We start from the raw sequence: 14,432 nt of genomic DNA on the forward strand, positions 1-14,432 counted from the left end.
CTATTTACGATTCCGCTACCCCTCGTAGAACCAGACAAACTTATGAACAAGAATCTTGTCATCGGCACCCCATATAAGTCGTCAGCAATCAAAGTCATGATGTTGGGCTCCGGCGAGCTCGGAAAAGAAGTCGTGATCGAATTCCAGCGGTATGGCGTCGAAGTGATAGCCGTCGACCGCTATAATAACGCGCCGGCGATGCAGGTGGCACATCGCTCATATTCTATATCCATGCTGGATGGCGTTGCCTTGAGGAATGTCATCGAAAAAGAGCGCCCGGATTTTATAGTCCCTGAGGTAGAGGCAATCGCGACGGATACACTGGTAGAACTGGAACAGCAGGGATTCAATGTAGTTCCTTCAGCCAATGCGACACGTTTAACAATGAACCGTGAAGGTATTCGCACGCTCGCAGCGGAAAGGCTGAGGCTCAAAACATCTCCGTATTACTTCGCTGCAAACAAAGACGAATTCACAGCAAACGTACAACGCATGGGCTATCCCTGTGTTGTCAAGCCTGTGATGAGTTCATCAGGCAAAGGACAAAGCGTAATAAAAACTGAAGCCGATATTGAGAAGTCCTGGCGCTATGCACAGGAAGGTGGCCGTAGCGGCGGTGGACGAGTTATCATCGAAGGCTTTGTCGACTTCGACTATGAGATTACACTGTTAACGATACGACATAAGAACGGCGTGTCGTTTTGTGCTCCTATAGGTCATCGTCAGGAACACGGCGATTACCAGGAGTCCTGGCAACCACATCCTATGCCAGATGCGGCCCTGATCAAGGCCCAACAGATCGCCACTACAGTAGTTGATGCACTCGGTGGTTATGGATTGTTTGGAGTCGAATTCTTTGTGAAAGGCGATACGGTTTACTTCAGCGAGTTGTCGCCACCACACGATACAGGAATGGTAACGATGATCTCACAGGACCTTTCGGAATTTGCTCTCCATGTCCGTGCGATACTGGGTCTTCCAATTCCCAACATTGCCCAGCACGGGCCATCGGCCTCCAGCGTCATTCTCGTCCGCGGAAAGTCATCCAATATTTCTTACGAGGGACTGGAGCAGGCGCTGGCACTTCCTGACACACAGGTTCGTCTCTTTGGTAAGCCGGACGTTGATGGAGAGCGAAGAATGGGCGTGTGCCTCTCCCGTGGCGCAACTATCGAAGAAGCAAGGAGCAAGTCCAATAACGCAGCACGTCAGATCAACTACATTATGTCTTAGTGCTTCATATAGCTTCTCACGGATTCATTCGCTTGAAGTATTCAGCAATGGTCTCATTGTTTGCCTTCGCTCTTCCTTCACTGGTACCGAACGTGAGCTCGTTGCTGCCGTCCTTTATCTGTTGGAATACAGACTCAACAAAATCACTTACGGCCGGTGCGCCATCGTGAATTCCTTTGCCTCCCAGATCCGTATTAAGCGCAGGTGGAATCATCTCGATTACTTCAATCCCCTGTGATTTTAACAGGTGACGTGACGATAGTGTGAATGATCGCACAAACGCCTTGGTGCCGCAGTAGACAGGCACTCTTGAAAGCGGAACAAATGCTAAACCGGACGTGACATTGATGATGGTGTCAAGATTAGGCAGATCCAGAAACAAATTTGTCAAATGGATTGGCGCCAGGATGTTGATTGCAACTTCGTCCTTTGCTTTGTTGTAAAAATCGACATCCGTAACATTCATCCAGTTTTGGATGCCGGCGTTGTTTACAAGGACGTTCAGGTCGGAGTGATCTTTGGCAATCCACTCGTACAGTTCAATACGGTCTTCTTCCCTTGCTACGTCGCATACTCTGGTAATCACGGAAGGAAGCTTTGCAGCCGCTTCGTTGAGAGCAGCCTCGCGTCGACCGCAAATGATAACGGTGTTGTTTTCCCTGATGAATCTTTCAGAAAGCCCAAGGCCAATGCCGCTTGCACCACCCGTGATAAGAATCTTATTGTTGGACAGTTTCATACCTTCGCTGTAAATGGTTTTGACACCGAGTTACTGAACTTTAGCAATTGTGTCAAGTTTAGAGTTCTTCCGAATGTGGTGGCCTTAGCAGCGCTTCAGAAGAATATCAGCAACAGGCTTAGTATAAGTCCACCAAGAGCGAAATACAGGCCCTTCCTGAATATAGGTGTATTTGGAATAAACATCCAGAATGCCGATACGACGAAGAACAGGAGGCCTAAACCGAAAAAGATATTGAGGTAAAAGAAACGGCTTCCTGAGTTTGCCTTGTGCAACTTCGTCATCTTATCTATTGCGTAAGGCAACTGCTTAACGGTGTGTTTTGCAAGCCCTGTCGAACGATCATAGGTTCCCGTCTTAAAATAAACTACGGTCCCTTCTTCGCGTTCAACAACAAACTCGCGGAACTTTAAAGACTTGCCCACTTCTTCGTTAGGCAGGTTAGCCGGCAATTGCGTCTCTATGGTATTCTCTCTTTTCAAAAAATCGGTGTCGCGAAAAATCAGGATAATCCCGCTGATTGCATATACCGCCATAATTCCTGAAAGAAAGAAGCCGAGATAGCGGTGATACATTCGCATTTTGTTGTTCATAGCTTATACTTAGTCTGTTGATTTTTTTGTTTGACGCTGTTGTAATTGTCGATTCAAGTGCAATGATGAAACCAATGATTAACTACAACTTTACCTGAAGGGTAACATAAAAGCTCCGCCCATCAGAAGGCAATATTCCAGGTCCCGGATATCCGGTTGCGCGCCGTGTAAAGTACATCTGGTTTGCAAGATTATTAACAGAGCCTTCCAGCTTAAACATTTTATACTCGTATGAAAGGCTGAGATCCATAACCGTGTACGCGGGAATTATGCCAACCACGGCGGATACTCCACCATCGACCGCGTTCGTCGCGTCGGAGAACTGTTGAGAAAGATGAGTTAGCTGATAGGAACCCTTTATTTTTTTGTAGGCCACCTGAAGCCCGCCTTTTAAATTAACATCAGGTACAAACTCGACTTTCTTCCCTTCTATACCGGGCGCCTCAGACTGAACATATTCCGATCTGATCAACGCCAGGTTTCCAAATACGGCGGCCGTCCATCGCTCTTCATCCGGACGAAGCAGATGAACAATGTCGGCTAAGGCATACGATTCAACTCCCGCTATTATTGCCTGACCAATATTGCCGCGACGACGCATCACGCGATTTGATTCATCGTAAAATTGAACCTCACCAATCCGGTTGTCATAATTCAGAAAGAACAATCCAACATCGTAGTTGAAGAACGTTGTCTGCTCACTGCGAACGCCCAGATCAATAGAATAACCACGTTCGTCCTTCATGTTCGGATCGATCACTGAAGACGGATTCGAAATGCGCATGTCGTTGAATGTTATCGATCTGTAGTTCTGGGAAATGTTTGTATAGATGTCCATGTGCGGATGTGGCTTGTAGCTGATACCAATTCCTCCGAGCAGGAATTGACGCGCGTCCTCCCGCGTTTCTTCCGTCCTGGTGATGTCAAGAACGTTTCCTGCCAGGTCGCGATAGATGGTTCCGTAGTAGCCGTCGGATTTCGTGTTGATGTATTCAAACCGGATACCGGGTGTAATCGATAACTTCTCGTGTATGTACAGAATGTTTTCTGCGAACAATGCAACGTTCCGGTTGGGGAACTCATAGTCATAAGTAATGAACTGCTCGGGGTTGACAAATGAAAAATCAGCGTCGCTTCCTGTAGAACCTTCCCCCTGCTGACTATGGTTGAAGCCGTGATAGTAACGGGCACCTGCCAGGAACACCGATGGCTTTCCTGCAACGTTGTATCGGTTGAGATAACGCGCCTCAGCTCCCCAGTTTTGGAACTCACCCTTGATCAGATCCCGTGGCCCATTGTCATCTACAGTAGCCACGCGGTTGGGTCTGAATCCTACGGAGTAGCGGTTGGCCAACAGACCAAACACTCTCAGATTAAAATCACTGGACTCGGTGATTCGTTGATCAAAGTGAAGTCCGAATAAATTCCAGTTCACCTGAAACCAGTTGCGTTCACGATTGGTTTGCCTTGGATCCTGTGCGAACATTTCGTCAGTGAGACCGCCTGGCTGCTGCGCGAGGTACGACATATTGGTATAATCGAAGCCTACTTTCGTTTTGCCGGTTACAGCATACGACAGCTTACCATAAAAGGTGTGATTATCAAAGTCAGAGTTGTCGCGCCATCCATTTCCCTTCTTGTACTGGAAAAAGGTGTAGTAGCTGAGTTTATTTACAGTACCACTAAGACTTGTGAATGTGTTGTAGAACCCGAATGAACCAACGGTTTGTCTGGCGAGAAGTTCAATCTTCTTGTCCTGGATCGGGTCCTTCATATTGAAGTTGATCAGTCCACCAAATTGAGTTCCATATTGAAGCGATGCTGCCCCACGTACGATTTGAATTCTTCCTACAGCTTCAATAGGCGGCGTGTAATAACTCTCGGGATAACCGAGCGCATCTGCACTGATATCATAACCGTTCTGACGCACATTGAAGTTCGAGGTTCTGTTAGGATCTAATCCGCGGCCACCGATGCTGAGTTGCAAGCCAGCTCCGTCGTTCTCCCATATGTTTAGCCCTGGAACCCGGGAATATACCTGTCGTGCATTGTTGGTTGATACATTGGCTACGAGCTGCTCTGGAACAATTACCTCAGTCTTCTTGCCCTCGTATATCCCCATGTTTTCGACAGCACGCAAATGCGTTGATCCAAATCCATCGCGATTGTCGGTTACTACGACTTCGTCAAGCGTTTCGCTTCTTGGATGAAGCACCATGGTGATCTTTTGGCCATCTCCCGACACGGTAACTTCGGTGCTGCCGTATTTAAATCCGCTTTCAATGAAATGAAGTGTGTAAGTACCTTTCGCCATATCGGCAAAAGTGAACATACCAAAAGAGTCCGTTACTGCAGTAAGATTTCCATTTCCCAGTTGTACAAAACAGTCTTTCACTGCCGAACTGTCTTCGGAAGAGATGACCTTGCCCGTCAGACGATACTGTGCCATGCTACTCATGCACACGAGGCAAAGAAGAATGGTAATATTAAAGACCTTTGATTTCATCGTTGAATGGCAGGATCCAGTATTTGTGTTGAAGATTGTCCCGGAGTTTCGCCAGGTCCGTCGTCGGACTGATCATCGGGCGACCAAGTCTTCCGTTGAGTGTTACATACGAATCGACATAAACTTGTGGTGAGACGAATCCTTTCTTTTTATAATGGTCTTCCAGAATATGAGCATACTGAAGAAGCATATCTGGTTGAGCAGCCATCATCTTCTCCTGCAATGGCGTTAGAAAATCATTGTTATTGACGTTCTCGAAATAGCCATTAACATCCCGAACAGTGAACTCGGCATGTCCTGCCTTTTCCATCAGCATAACACGCCAGGAGAATCGATAGCCCTCTTCAGTCCAAAAGAGTTCATCGGGGTAAACGAGATATCGCCAGGGCAGAATAATTTGAACAATGAAGAACAGAGAAAAGAAAGTAGCAGCTCCAAGGTTCTTAAACTTACTTACTTGAAACGCGCGACCTGGGATTGATTGAAAGGTGTTGAGGCCAATGCGGCTGAACCAACCCCGAATCGATGAAATTAAACGCTCATGAAATGACGCCGGAAAGAAAATCAGTGAAGTACCGATCATTATATACGGAAACATTCCTATCGGAAAGAGCCACGCCGTTAGTAAATGAAAAATAACAACGGCACAAAATGCTGGTAGCCTCGAAACTCGGAAGGAGAGAAGCAGTGGAATGGAAAGGTCGTAAAGGCATCCCATCCAGCTAAAAGCAAAAGCCACCCACACTTTGTTAAACAGCGGACCGATCAGGAACATATCATTCCGCGAGGGCAGCCAGATGCGCAAAGGCTGGGCATGCAACAACCAGTCACTATTGATTTTTGCCAATCCTGCATAAACATAAACGATAGCGACGAATCCGCGAATCACGTCGACTGTCCAGCTCGGAACAGCGTCACACTTGATGTTATGATTTCTTCGGGCATCTAATGAGAAGTAAACATTTGCCGGAAGGAATATCATCATCATGCAAATCATGCTGATGAAGTAGTAATGATTGAGATACGTGCTCTTATCGATCAGCTCTATGTAGGTAAAACTGAGAAACAGCGTTACTATTGCTGCCTTGTAGTAGAGGCCCAGCATGACCAGTAAAGCGGCCAGCCCACAGATGGCAAATATTAAGTAAGTATAACCACCCAACGGCTTGATGAACTCGAAGCAGTAAAATGAGAAATGATATTTAGGACGGACATAAACGCTCTCGATCCATCCGTTAAGCCAGAAGCGGACAATGCTTACGAACAACATACTTCCAAGGATAACCCGGAATACAGCCAGAGGAGCGGCCGATGTGTTTCGCTGGAAGTATGAGGTCATTACCACACGGCGTTAATCGCCGTCATTGTCAGTGTAGGTGATCGTTATACTCATCGCCGATGTCATGTCGACCTTCAGCATGCGGACTGCTTTCTGCAGCTCGTTATAAGTATCAATCATAGATTGATTGTTGTTGATAACCTGGTCGTGTAGATTTTCTCCCAGCAAGTCGAACTTGAGCGCTGAAGATGAAAACTGATTGTTGATGATTTGCGAAAGCGGTGTTCCTGTGGAAACGTCTTTCGCATCCAGCGCGTCGAGATACGACTTCAGTGATGGACCTTCAGTTCCAGTCACAAATCCTTTGCCGTTGAAAAAGTCAACGGTAGCCTGGTGCGCTGTTTTAGCAAGTGTTAAAGAGATATCGCGCTTATAGTACGCTTCTACTTTTTCTGGGTATTTCACGCCCCCGCTGGTTGTCATTGCTCCGGAAGGGATGCCGATTTTTCCTGAACGGATAAAGCGTTCGTAATTGAGTGTATAGGCGTTCACCACGTTAGAGGTAGACGAACCAATATCAAGTCCCGTGCTGCTGATGAACGTACTTCGATAACTTCCTTTCCAGTCTGAAATGACGGTAGTAAGAAGACTGTTCATCCGGTCAACGAGCTTATCTATGTATGCAATCCGCTTCGATGCATCTGAATCGGTGGTGTACAATGTAATAATACCCTGGTCCGAATCAGCCAGACCATTGATGAGATAATCGAGAGCGGGGAAGCCTTGCCTTGCGTAAGACACTGGCAGTGCCAGGTTGACGGCAGGATCAGAGATATTCTGCACGATACCCGCCTCATCAGCGGGATAGATGTTGAAGAAGTTTCTGATGGTGTTACGATCTCCAGGCCCAAACTCAAACAACTCAACCCGTTGCCAGTCAATGTAGGCGTCTTTCCAGCTGGTTCTGAACCCGGCCAATGTTGTTTCGTTTGGGGTCGATGTAAAGGCATCGGCTTTAGTTGTCATTGTTCCGAGCTTCGCGTTAAAATTATCGTACGCTGGAATAATAATGTTGTCAGCCCAGTTTGTGAGCATAGGTACACGATCAAGTGGATCAACAGCGGGATCGGGATCGCTGCTGCCGCCACATCCCGAAAGGATGCAGATACCTAGAACAACACCAATCTTTTTAAACTGAAACAATGACATAGCTTTAAATAGTTAAAGTGGATTGACGATGCGACCCATCATCAACCCACTATTAAACACTAACTCTTTAATATTACTGAATCGAGAATTTTGCCTTGATGGCGTCAGAGGCCGCGTTGATCTTGGTTACGTCGAGATCCCAGAATCCGAACTCAGAACCGACAAGGCCATTGATGATTCCATCAGACCATGCCGCGTCTCCTCCATGGATCTTAGCAAATCGGAGAGAGTATATGAAGCCGAGACCTTCTCCAATAGCATGAGCCTGATCTTTAACCTGTGCACCGCCGGCCTTCCATTTGTCAAGATAACCCAGCGCAGCACGCGCGATGGCAAGCTCCATCTGTGTTCTGATGAAGGTGGCCTGTGCTTCAATTTCAGCCTTATCATTGTTAACGATTGCCGCACGACCCTTGAGGAATGCAGGATAAAACTTCGCGTAGTTTGCCTTGTTGTATTCCCATATATAAGAGCCAGCTCCGAATTCAACCGTCGCGCGCGCAGCATCAGTCGATGCAACACTGGTGGTTGTGTTGTACAGATACACAGGATTTAGTGTAAGCAGTCCGTAAGCCTCGTCCCAATTGTGTTCAAGTGCTGAGTAATTTTTACCGCTTACAACGGAATGGTTATCTGCTTTCAGGCCTTCACTCAAGAGGACATTAGAAATATAGTCGAGTTGGAGGGCCCCAATCAGTGACTTTTGAATGATTTGAATCGTTTCTATGCCTCGATCATCTACAAGATAGGTCGCAAGCTTACCAGCTTTACCTTTCTCTGCAACCTGTGTCACGGAAAGGCTGGCAGTGGCGATATCGTCAAAGTCTGATTCAAGCTTTGTGCGAACAGCATCAGCGCCTGAACCCAATGACGACGCAGTTACATTCTTTAATTGAACACCAGATGAATTCAGGCTAGATCCTGTGACAGAAATCGTGGAAGTGGATATGTCTACGAATGGATTTCCGGTATTTGAAAACAACTTCTTCAACTGTTCCGCACTGATCGCGGTGTTAGCCGTTATGTTGGAGCTTGAATAATAGTTCAATGCCTGGAACATTTTGTGGCGGTTGTTTCCGTCGGCGAGGTCTACCGTGGTAGCACCCGCCTCATCTACAAATTGTTCAGAATAGGGAGTTTGGTTACCAAGTACGGAATAGTCAATGTCTGCGCGAAGGTCGGGCGCAGTCTCGTCATCATCACAAGCGGCCAGTGCCAGGATCGCTAATGCAGCAAATGTGGGTTTTCGAAGCATTTTAAGCATTTCTGTATGTGTTTGGTTTGAATACTTATTTGGAATTAGTCTAAATATGACGGCAAAGATAGGAAGGAGCCTGAGATGTGAAAGAGAAACCCTGCAGACTGCAGGATTTTTTTAATGAAGTTTGGATGCTATTTCTCCAGAATTCCTCCAGAAAGTTGTTATAGGGTGCGGCCATATGACAGACTTTCTCCTGGAGGCCGAACGCTATGTAGAGCACTACTTTCAGCTCTTTCTTCCGAAAACGCGATGTTTTCACACTTTCGCAATCACGAGGTTCGTCGTGGAGACTTGTGAAGAACTAGCCGCGGCAAGTGATCTTGACTGGAGTGAGTCTGAAGCTCTTTTCCTTGCAGCCTGGTTTCATGGAACGGGCTTCTGCGCAAATGATGGCGACCGCGTTGATAATAGCATACACGTTTTTAACGAATTTATCCAGGATCAGAACCTCTCTTCCGGATTCAGTGATATGGTGATAAGACTTATTCGGAGCACCAGCGACTGCTGCGGTCCCTCATCTCATCTCGAGCAGCAATTGAAGGACGCCAGAGATCGTCACCTGGCATCACCACTGTATGCCGTGATGTCTCAGTTTCACCGACAGGAATTATCGCTTTGCGAGGGTAAACATTATTCCGATGCTGAGTGGAGAGCTATAAATATATCTCGGTTAAGAAATCATCAGTTCTACACGCTTTATGCTGCCGATCATTGGGACAATCAAAAACACATCAATCTCAGTGAGTTGGAAAATGGGTTGCATTAATGGATAACAACTCGTACAGAGTGTCTCCAGATTCAAGTGAAATCTTGACGCCGTGAGAATCATTACTACCTTATTCGCTCTCTTCATCATCGCGCCTGTCTTTGCACAGGTCAGCAAAGTCACTGTTTCCGGAATTATCAATGAGACCGATTCAAAAACAGCACTGCCCTATGTTAATGTCGTGTTGAAGAAGGACGCAGATAGCTCATTCGTTGCTGGAACAGTAACAAACGAGTCAGGTCAATTCTCTCTTCCATCAGTCAGTCCAGGTAATTATGTATTGTCCGCTACGTTCGTGGGCTTCAAAGAATACAAACATACTTTGCTGGTAGGTCGCCTCAGCGAATTCCTTGATTTGGGTGAAATAGGATTGGTCGAAGATATCACAGCTTTGAACGAAGTTGTCGTTGATGCGAAACGGGATGCAGTATCTGAGACAATGGATAAAAAAACATTCGCCGTTGCAGACAACGTTAATCAATCCGGAGGATCCTTACTTCAGGTGATGAACAACCTCCCTGGCGTTACGGTTAGCGAGGAGGGAACGGTAAGACTTCGCGGCAGTGACAGGGTAGCGGTGCTTATTGATGGAAAGCAAACAGCATTGACAGGATTTGGCAATCAGCGAGCTCTCGACAACATTCCTGCTTCTGCAATTGAAAGGATTGAAATTATTAACAATCCATCCGCGAAATATGATGCAAACGGCAACGCAGGCATCATCAATATCATATACAAAAAGGAGGTCAACGAAGGATTAAATGGAAAGGCTGGTCTATCGGCTGGCCTGGGCGCACTCTGGGTCAAACGCGAAAATTATCCCACGATCGATGACCAGTATCAGAATACTCCAAAGATCAATCCATCGTTATCGCTGAACTATCGAAAGAAAAAAGTGAATCTCTTCCTTCAGGCAGATGACCTCTTTACCAAAACGCTCAATAAGAATGAGTTTGTCGATCGCTACTACGACAACGGAGATGTTATCCGGCAGCAAACCAGAAGAAATCGAAATACCAATATTGTCACGGCGAAAGGTGGCATCGACTGGTACCTGAACGACCACAATACAATAACGGTCTCCGGCTTGTTTAGCAGTGAAAAGATTCTCGATCACGGAGAAGAACCATTCTTTAACGAAGACCTTTCCGAACGCCTCAGGCTGTGGCGCTTTCTTGAAGATGAATTAAAAACAACAGTTACTGAGATGGCAACCTGGCAGCACAAGTTTAAACAGCCGGGACGGCATCTTAATGTAAGCGTGAACTACACATTCCATCGCGAGGATGAGCAGTATTATTTCGAGAACATCATGCCTACGGATACCGGATTGGATTCGTTTAAGCTGATTTCTGATGAACATGTGGGAGACTTCGCCGTCGACTACGTACAGCCTTTGAAATACGGAAGATTTGAGACGGGCGCGAAGTTCAGAAACCGATATATCCCAACAAATATGCAATTCATTCCTGGGTTGAACTCGCCCCTCGACGTTACCGCAGGAGGGTGGGCAAACTACGACGAGATAATCCCCGCATTGTATGGAACGTACGTATTGGAAACAAAGGACCTTGAAGTAGAAGCTGGTTTGCGCGTGGAGTATGTCGACATCTATTATGAAGTGAACCCAAATCACAACACCTACAAGAGCGACGGATACGATTACACGCAGCCATTTCCAAACCTCAGGTTCGCCTGGAAGATAAACGACCACAACACGTTGTCCGCATTTTACAATCGCCGGGTCGATCGCCCCAACGAGGTGGATATCCGCATATTTCCGAAGTACGACGACGCCGAGATCATCAAAGTCGGCAATCCTGGATTGCGCCCGCAGTTTACCAACAGCGTAGAACTCGGTTACAAATCAAACTGGAACAATGGATACTGGTACTCTTCGCTGTATCACAAATCGATGGAGGCAACCATTACGCGCATTGCCAGCACCGTGCCGGGAAGCAATCTTATTTATAGCATATTCCAGAACGCGGGCAAGAGCTACACTACCGGAATGGAAATTATACTTTCACAGAACATCGAAAAGTGGGCGTCATTTAACCTGAACCTCAATGGCTATCAGAACATCATCGAATCATTTACAGTTGTCAACAGATATCCGGAGGAACACACTTTTACCGCACCAAGGCAGGAAATATTCTCCGGTAGCATAAAGTTTAACGCAAACTTCCAATTGAAAAGGAAACTGGAATTTCAACTCACGAGCGTTTACCTGGCACCGGACATTATCCCACAGGGAAAAATCTATTCGAGATTTTCAATCGACCTCGGACTGAAGAAATCAATTCAGCGCGACAAAGGCGAAGTGTTTCTGAACGCGACCGACGTAGCAAATACGATGAGACTAAAAAAACAAATTCAGGGCGACGGATTTCATTATGTAAGTGCCGATTACTATGAGACTCAGGTAATTCGGATCGGATATGCATACAAGTTCTAGACGTTGCCAGGGTGATTGAAGATAACTTATCAACCGATTAATGTAGGCCTATGCAAACCTGGATGATATACGCGATCCTTTCGATGATCTTCGCCGGAATAACGTCATTACTGGCGAAGTACGGTCTTCAGAACGTAAGTGCTGACTTTGGTTTGTTTGTGAGAACCGTAGTGATCTTTGGATTCATCATCCTGATAAATTCTGTCGGCGGTAGATTTAAGGAGTTCTACCAATTAACGACGACTCAGATCATTCTGCTTGTGGCGTCAGGCATTGCCACCACGGTAAGCTGGCTTTTTTATTATCGCGCCATGAAAGACGGTCCTGTGTCTTATGTCGCCGCTATCGACAAGGCGAGTATTCTGGTAACTATAGTATTATCATTTATACTTCTCAGAGAACCTGTCTCACCCAAGATCCTGATCGGCGCGGGGTTGATATTCGCAGGAATGATTGTTTTGGTTTGGAGGTAATTTGTAATAAAATTCAATTCCTGCAATCTGTCCGAGGATCCACAGTCACTCACGAATCATTTCGTTTGGTGTAGTACCGAGGTAGACACGACGCGTGTGCTGAACAAAAGGCGTTGGGTTTCTGATGCACTTGTAATGCCATCTTTCGACTGGCGGAACTATCCGTAGCGATGATCCACCGGGTCAAATAAGAATTCTTTTTATAGACTCTTGCATTTAAGATCTTAATTGCAGAGCTTTGGTGTACTACATAACTAGTACACTATGATATCAATCCGGGACTTTTATTTTAGTTACGGAAGAACACCCGTATTCACAGGAGTTTCTACCACACTAACGCCAGGCCACATCTATGGTGTTCTTGGGAAAAATGGCACAGGTAAGTCCACGCTGCTCTACAACATCGCCGGTTTACTGTATCCCACAGGTGGTAAGATTACGGTTAACGGGCAGGATCCGGGCAAACGTGAACCGTCCTTCCTTCGCGACATCTTTATGGTGCCCGAAGAGTTTTACCTTCCGAATATTTCAATTCCCTCATTTGTTAAATATTACAGTGTATTCTATCCAAAGTTTGACCACGAAGCGTTTTCACGTTATCTCGAATTGTTCGAGATCCCTCTTGAAAGTCTGTTGCAGGGAATGAGCTATGGTCAGAAGAAGAAAGTATACATATCGTTCGCGGTGGCTAGCAACACTTCCGTTCTTCTGATGGACGAGCCAACCAATGGCCTCGACATCATTAGCAAGGGACAGCTTCGGAAAGTGATCGCCAGCGCCGCTTCTGATGATAAGATTCTAATGATCAGCTCACATCAGGTCAAGGACCTGGAGAACCTGATTGACGAAGTCGTCATTCTCAGTGACACCACTATTGTTCTTAAGGAGAACCTGGAACACGTCTCAGAGAGACTTTCGTTCAAATTATCATTTGATGAATCGGATCTTCATGGCGCCATATACGCTGAGTCAGTCCTTCGTGGCAATACGGTAGTGATGGAGAATATTGATAGAGAAGAGGGCAAAGTTGACCTTGAGCTGCTATACAAAGCAACGATGTCAAACCCACTGAAGATAAAATCAATCCTTAAATAGATGATCGCATGGTAGCCAACATATTTCAACCGGCGAGAACGCTTCTTTACCTGAAGAAATACGTTTTTGAAAATGGCAGGAGCTTCATTTTACTGAATCTTGCAATCGCTGCATTTCTTGTACTATGGTTAGGTGTCTACCTGAATTTCACAAACCCGAATTTGTTTAGTGAGCGCGCACAGGTCGCATATTATTTCATCACGTTGTTTCTTTCAGGATGCCTTTCAGCGGGAGTATTGTTTTCGGAACTGGGATCCAAAGACAGATCCATTCACTATTTTCTGATTCCTGCTTCGTTGCTGGAAAAGTTTCTTACCAGTTTGTTCTTTGCCATTGTGATATTCTTTATTAGCAGTTCGTGTATTTTTTGGCTGGTCGATTCTATTGTAGTCATCATTGCTAACAGCAAATACGAGACGCACTGGGAGGTGATAAATCTTCTGTCACTGAATAAGTATGCCAATCCTTTTTTTGATGGGCCGCTCACAGATATTTTCTATTTCTACTTTCCTGCACAGGCTTTATTTATTCTTTGCTCGGTATACTTCAGAAAATATGCCCTGTTCAAAGCATTTGTCGTTGTTGGTTTACTCTGGGTAGTTGGCGTGCTCTTGTTTCTGGCGTATCAACGTCTCGTCCCTACAGGCATGCTGCATCTGTCTGCCGGTTCCTATGAAGTACTGGAAGCAAATGGAGACAATAAGATGGTTGTTGTGCCATGGTGGGTGCTGGTGTCAGGCTCTGTTTTGTTAAGATACCTGCTCACGCCGTTGCTACTGACTGTCGCTTATTTCAGGCTGAAAGAAAAGGAGCTGTAAGT

General features: G+C 46.0%; 12 protein-coding genes. 6 read left to right on the forward strand and 6 right to left on the reverse strand.

The window, feature by feature from the left end:
- The first annotated feature begins 42 nt into the window (after window positions 1–42).
- On the forward strand, window positions 43–1,233 hold the full coding sequence (gene purT / locus WBG78_RS06380) for a formate-dependent phosphoribosylglycinamide formyltransferase (protein ID WP_337325559.1): 1,191 nt from the start codon (window positions 43–45) through the stop codon (window positions 1,231–1,233).
- Window positions 1,234–1,249: 16 nt separating this feature from the next.
- Here purT and WBG78_RS06385 read toward each other — a convergent pair whose 3' ends face one another.
- The 6 genes from WBG78_RS06385 to WBG78_RS06410 form a co-directional block, all read right to left on the reverse strand.
- Window positions 1,250–1,972 carry an SDR family oxidoreductase gene (locus WBG78_RS06385; RefSeq protein ID WP_337325560.1) on the reverse strand — a complete coding sequence of 241 codons (723 nt, stop codon included), beginning with the start codon at window positions 1,970–1,972 and terminating at the stop codon, window positions 1,250–1,252.
- A 95-nt stretch (window positions 1,973–2,067) separates the two neighbouring features.
- Window positions 2,068–2,565, reverse strand: a complete 498-nt coding sequence (locus tag WBG78_RS06390) for a hypothetical protein (protein WP_337325561.1) — start codon at window positions 2,563–2,565, stop codon at window positions 2,068–2,070.
- A gap of 82 nt (window positions 2,566–2,647) precedes the next feature.
- Window positions 2,648–5,071 carry a TonB-dependent receptor domain-containing protein gene (locus WBG78_RS06395; protein ID WP_337325562.1) on the reverse strand — a complete coding sequence of 808 codons (2,424 nt, stop codon included), beginning with the start codon at window positions 5,069–5,071 and terminating at the stop codon, window positions 2,648–2,650.
- Window positions 5,052–6,410 carry an HTTM domain-containing protein gene (locus tag WBG78_RS06400; protein WP_337325563.1) on the reverse strand — a complete coding sequence of 453 codons (1,359 nt, stop codon included), beginning with the start codon at window positions 6,408–6,410 and terminating at the stop codon, window positions 5,052–5,054. Before WBG78_RS06400 ends, WBG78_RS06395 begins: the two co-directional genes overlap by 20 nt.
- Before the next feature lie 12 nt (window positions 6,411–6,422).
- Window positions 6,423–7,559, reverse strand: a complete 1,137-nt coding sequence (locus WBG78_RS06405) for an imelysin family protein (RefSeq protein WP_337325564.1) — start codon at window positions 7,557–7,559, stop codon at window positions 6,423–6,425.
- 73 nt (window positions 7,560–7,632) lie between these two features.
- A complete protein-coding gene (locus tag WBG78_RS06410; protein ID WP_337325565.1) occupies window positions 7,633–8,814 on the reverse strand; it encodes a DUF4856 domain-containing protein in 1,182 nt (393 codons plus the stop codon).
- A gap of 184 nt (window positions 8,815–8,998) precedes the next feature.
- Between WBG78_RS06410 and WBG78_RS06415 the strand changes: the two genes are divergently transcribed.
- The 5 genes from WBG78_RS06415 to WBG78_RS06435 all read left to right on the forward strand — a co-directional run bounded on the left by WBG78_RS06415 (window position 8,999) and on the right by WBG78_RS06435 (window position 14,430).
- Window positions 8,999–9,586 (forward strand): HD domain-containing protein, encoded by a 588-nt coding sequence (locus WBG78_RS06415; protein ID WP_337325566.1) that lies wholly within the window; start codon window positions 8,999–9,001, stop codon window positions 9,584–9,586.
- Between the two features lie 52 nt (window positions 9,587–9,638).
- Window positions 9,639–12,044, forward strand: a complete 2,406-nt coding sequence (locus WBG78_RS06420) for a TonB-dependent receptor domain-containing protein (RefSeq protein ID WP_337325567.1) — start codon at window positions 9,639–9,641, stop codon at window positions 12,042–12,044.
- A gap of 50 nt (window positions 12,045–12,094) precedes the next feature.
- Complete coding sequence (locus WBG78_RS06425; RefSeq protein WP_337325568.1) at window positions 12,095–12,517, forward strand: EamA family transporter; 423 nt, start codon at window positions 12,095–12,097, stop codon at window positions 12,515–12,517.
- A 264-nt stretch (window positions 12,518–12,781) separates the two neighbouring features.
- Window positions 12,782–13,612: an ABC transporter ATP-binding protein gene (locus WBG78_RS06430; protein ID WP_337325569.1), complete on the forward strand. Its 831-nt coding sequence runs from the start codon at window positions 12,782–12,784 to the stop codon at window positions 13,610–13,612.
- An 8-nt stretch (window positions 13,613–13,620) separates the two neighbouring features.
- Complete coding sequence (locus WBG78_RS06435) at window positions 13,621–14,430, forward strand: hypothetical protein (RefSeq protein ID WP_337325570.1); 810 nt, start codon at window positions 13,621–13,623, stop codon at window positions 14,428–14,430.
- The last annotated feature ends 2 nt before the right edge of the window (window positions 14,431–14,432 follow it).

The sequence above is a fragment of the Chryseolinea sp. T2 genome (assembly GCF_037203685.1).
Taxonomy (GTDB): Bacteria; Bacteroidota; Bacteroidia; order Cytophagales; family Cyclobacteriaceae; genus Chryseolinea.

Coding starts and splice junctions, on each gene's coding strand:
- WBG78_RS06430 (WP_337325569.1), top strand. CDS start 12,782: ATGATATCAATCCGGGACTTTTATTTTAGTTACGGAAGAACACCCGTA.
- WBG78_RS06410 (WP_337325565.1), bottom strand. CDS start 8,814: ATGCTTCGAAAACCCACATTTGCTGCATTAGCGATCCTGGCACTGGCC.
- WBG78_RS06415 (WP_337325566.1), top strand. CDS start 8,999: ATGACAGACTTTCTCCTGGAGGCCGAACGCTATGTAGAGCACTACTTT.
- WBG78_RS06400 (WP_337325563.1), bottom strand. CDS start 6,410: ATGACCTCATACTTCCAGCGAAACACATCGGCCGCTCCTCTGGCTGTA.
- WBG78_RS06405 (WP_337325564.1), bottom strand. CDS start 7,559: ATGTCATTGTTTCAGTTTAAAAAGATTGGTGTTGTTCTAGGTATCTGC.
- WBG78_RS06395 (WP_337325562.1), bottom strand. CDS start 5,071: ATGAAATCAAAGGTCTTTAATATTACCATTCTTCTTTGCCTCGTGTGC.
- WBG78_RS06390 (WP_337325561.1), bottom strand. CDS start 2,565: ATGAACAACAAAATGCGAATGTATCACCGCTATCTCGGCTTCTTTCTT.
- WBG78_RS06435 (WP_337325570.1), top strand. CDS start 13,621: ATGGTAGCCAACATATTTCAACCGGCGAGAACGCTTCTTTACCTGAAG.
- WBG78_RS06425 (WP_337325568.1), top strand. CDS start 12,095: ATGCAAACCTGGATGATATACGCGATCCTTTCGATGATCTTCGCCGGA.
- purT (WP_337325559.1), top strand. CDS start 43: ATGAACAAGAATCTTGTCATCGGCACCCCATATAAGTCGTCAGCAATC.
- WBG78_RS06385 (WP_337325560.1), bottom strand. CDS start 1,972: ATGAAACTGTCCAACAATAAGATTCTTATCACGGGTGGTGCAAGCGGC.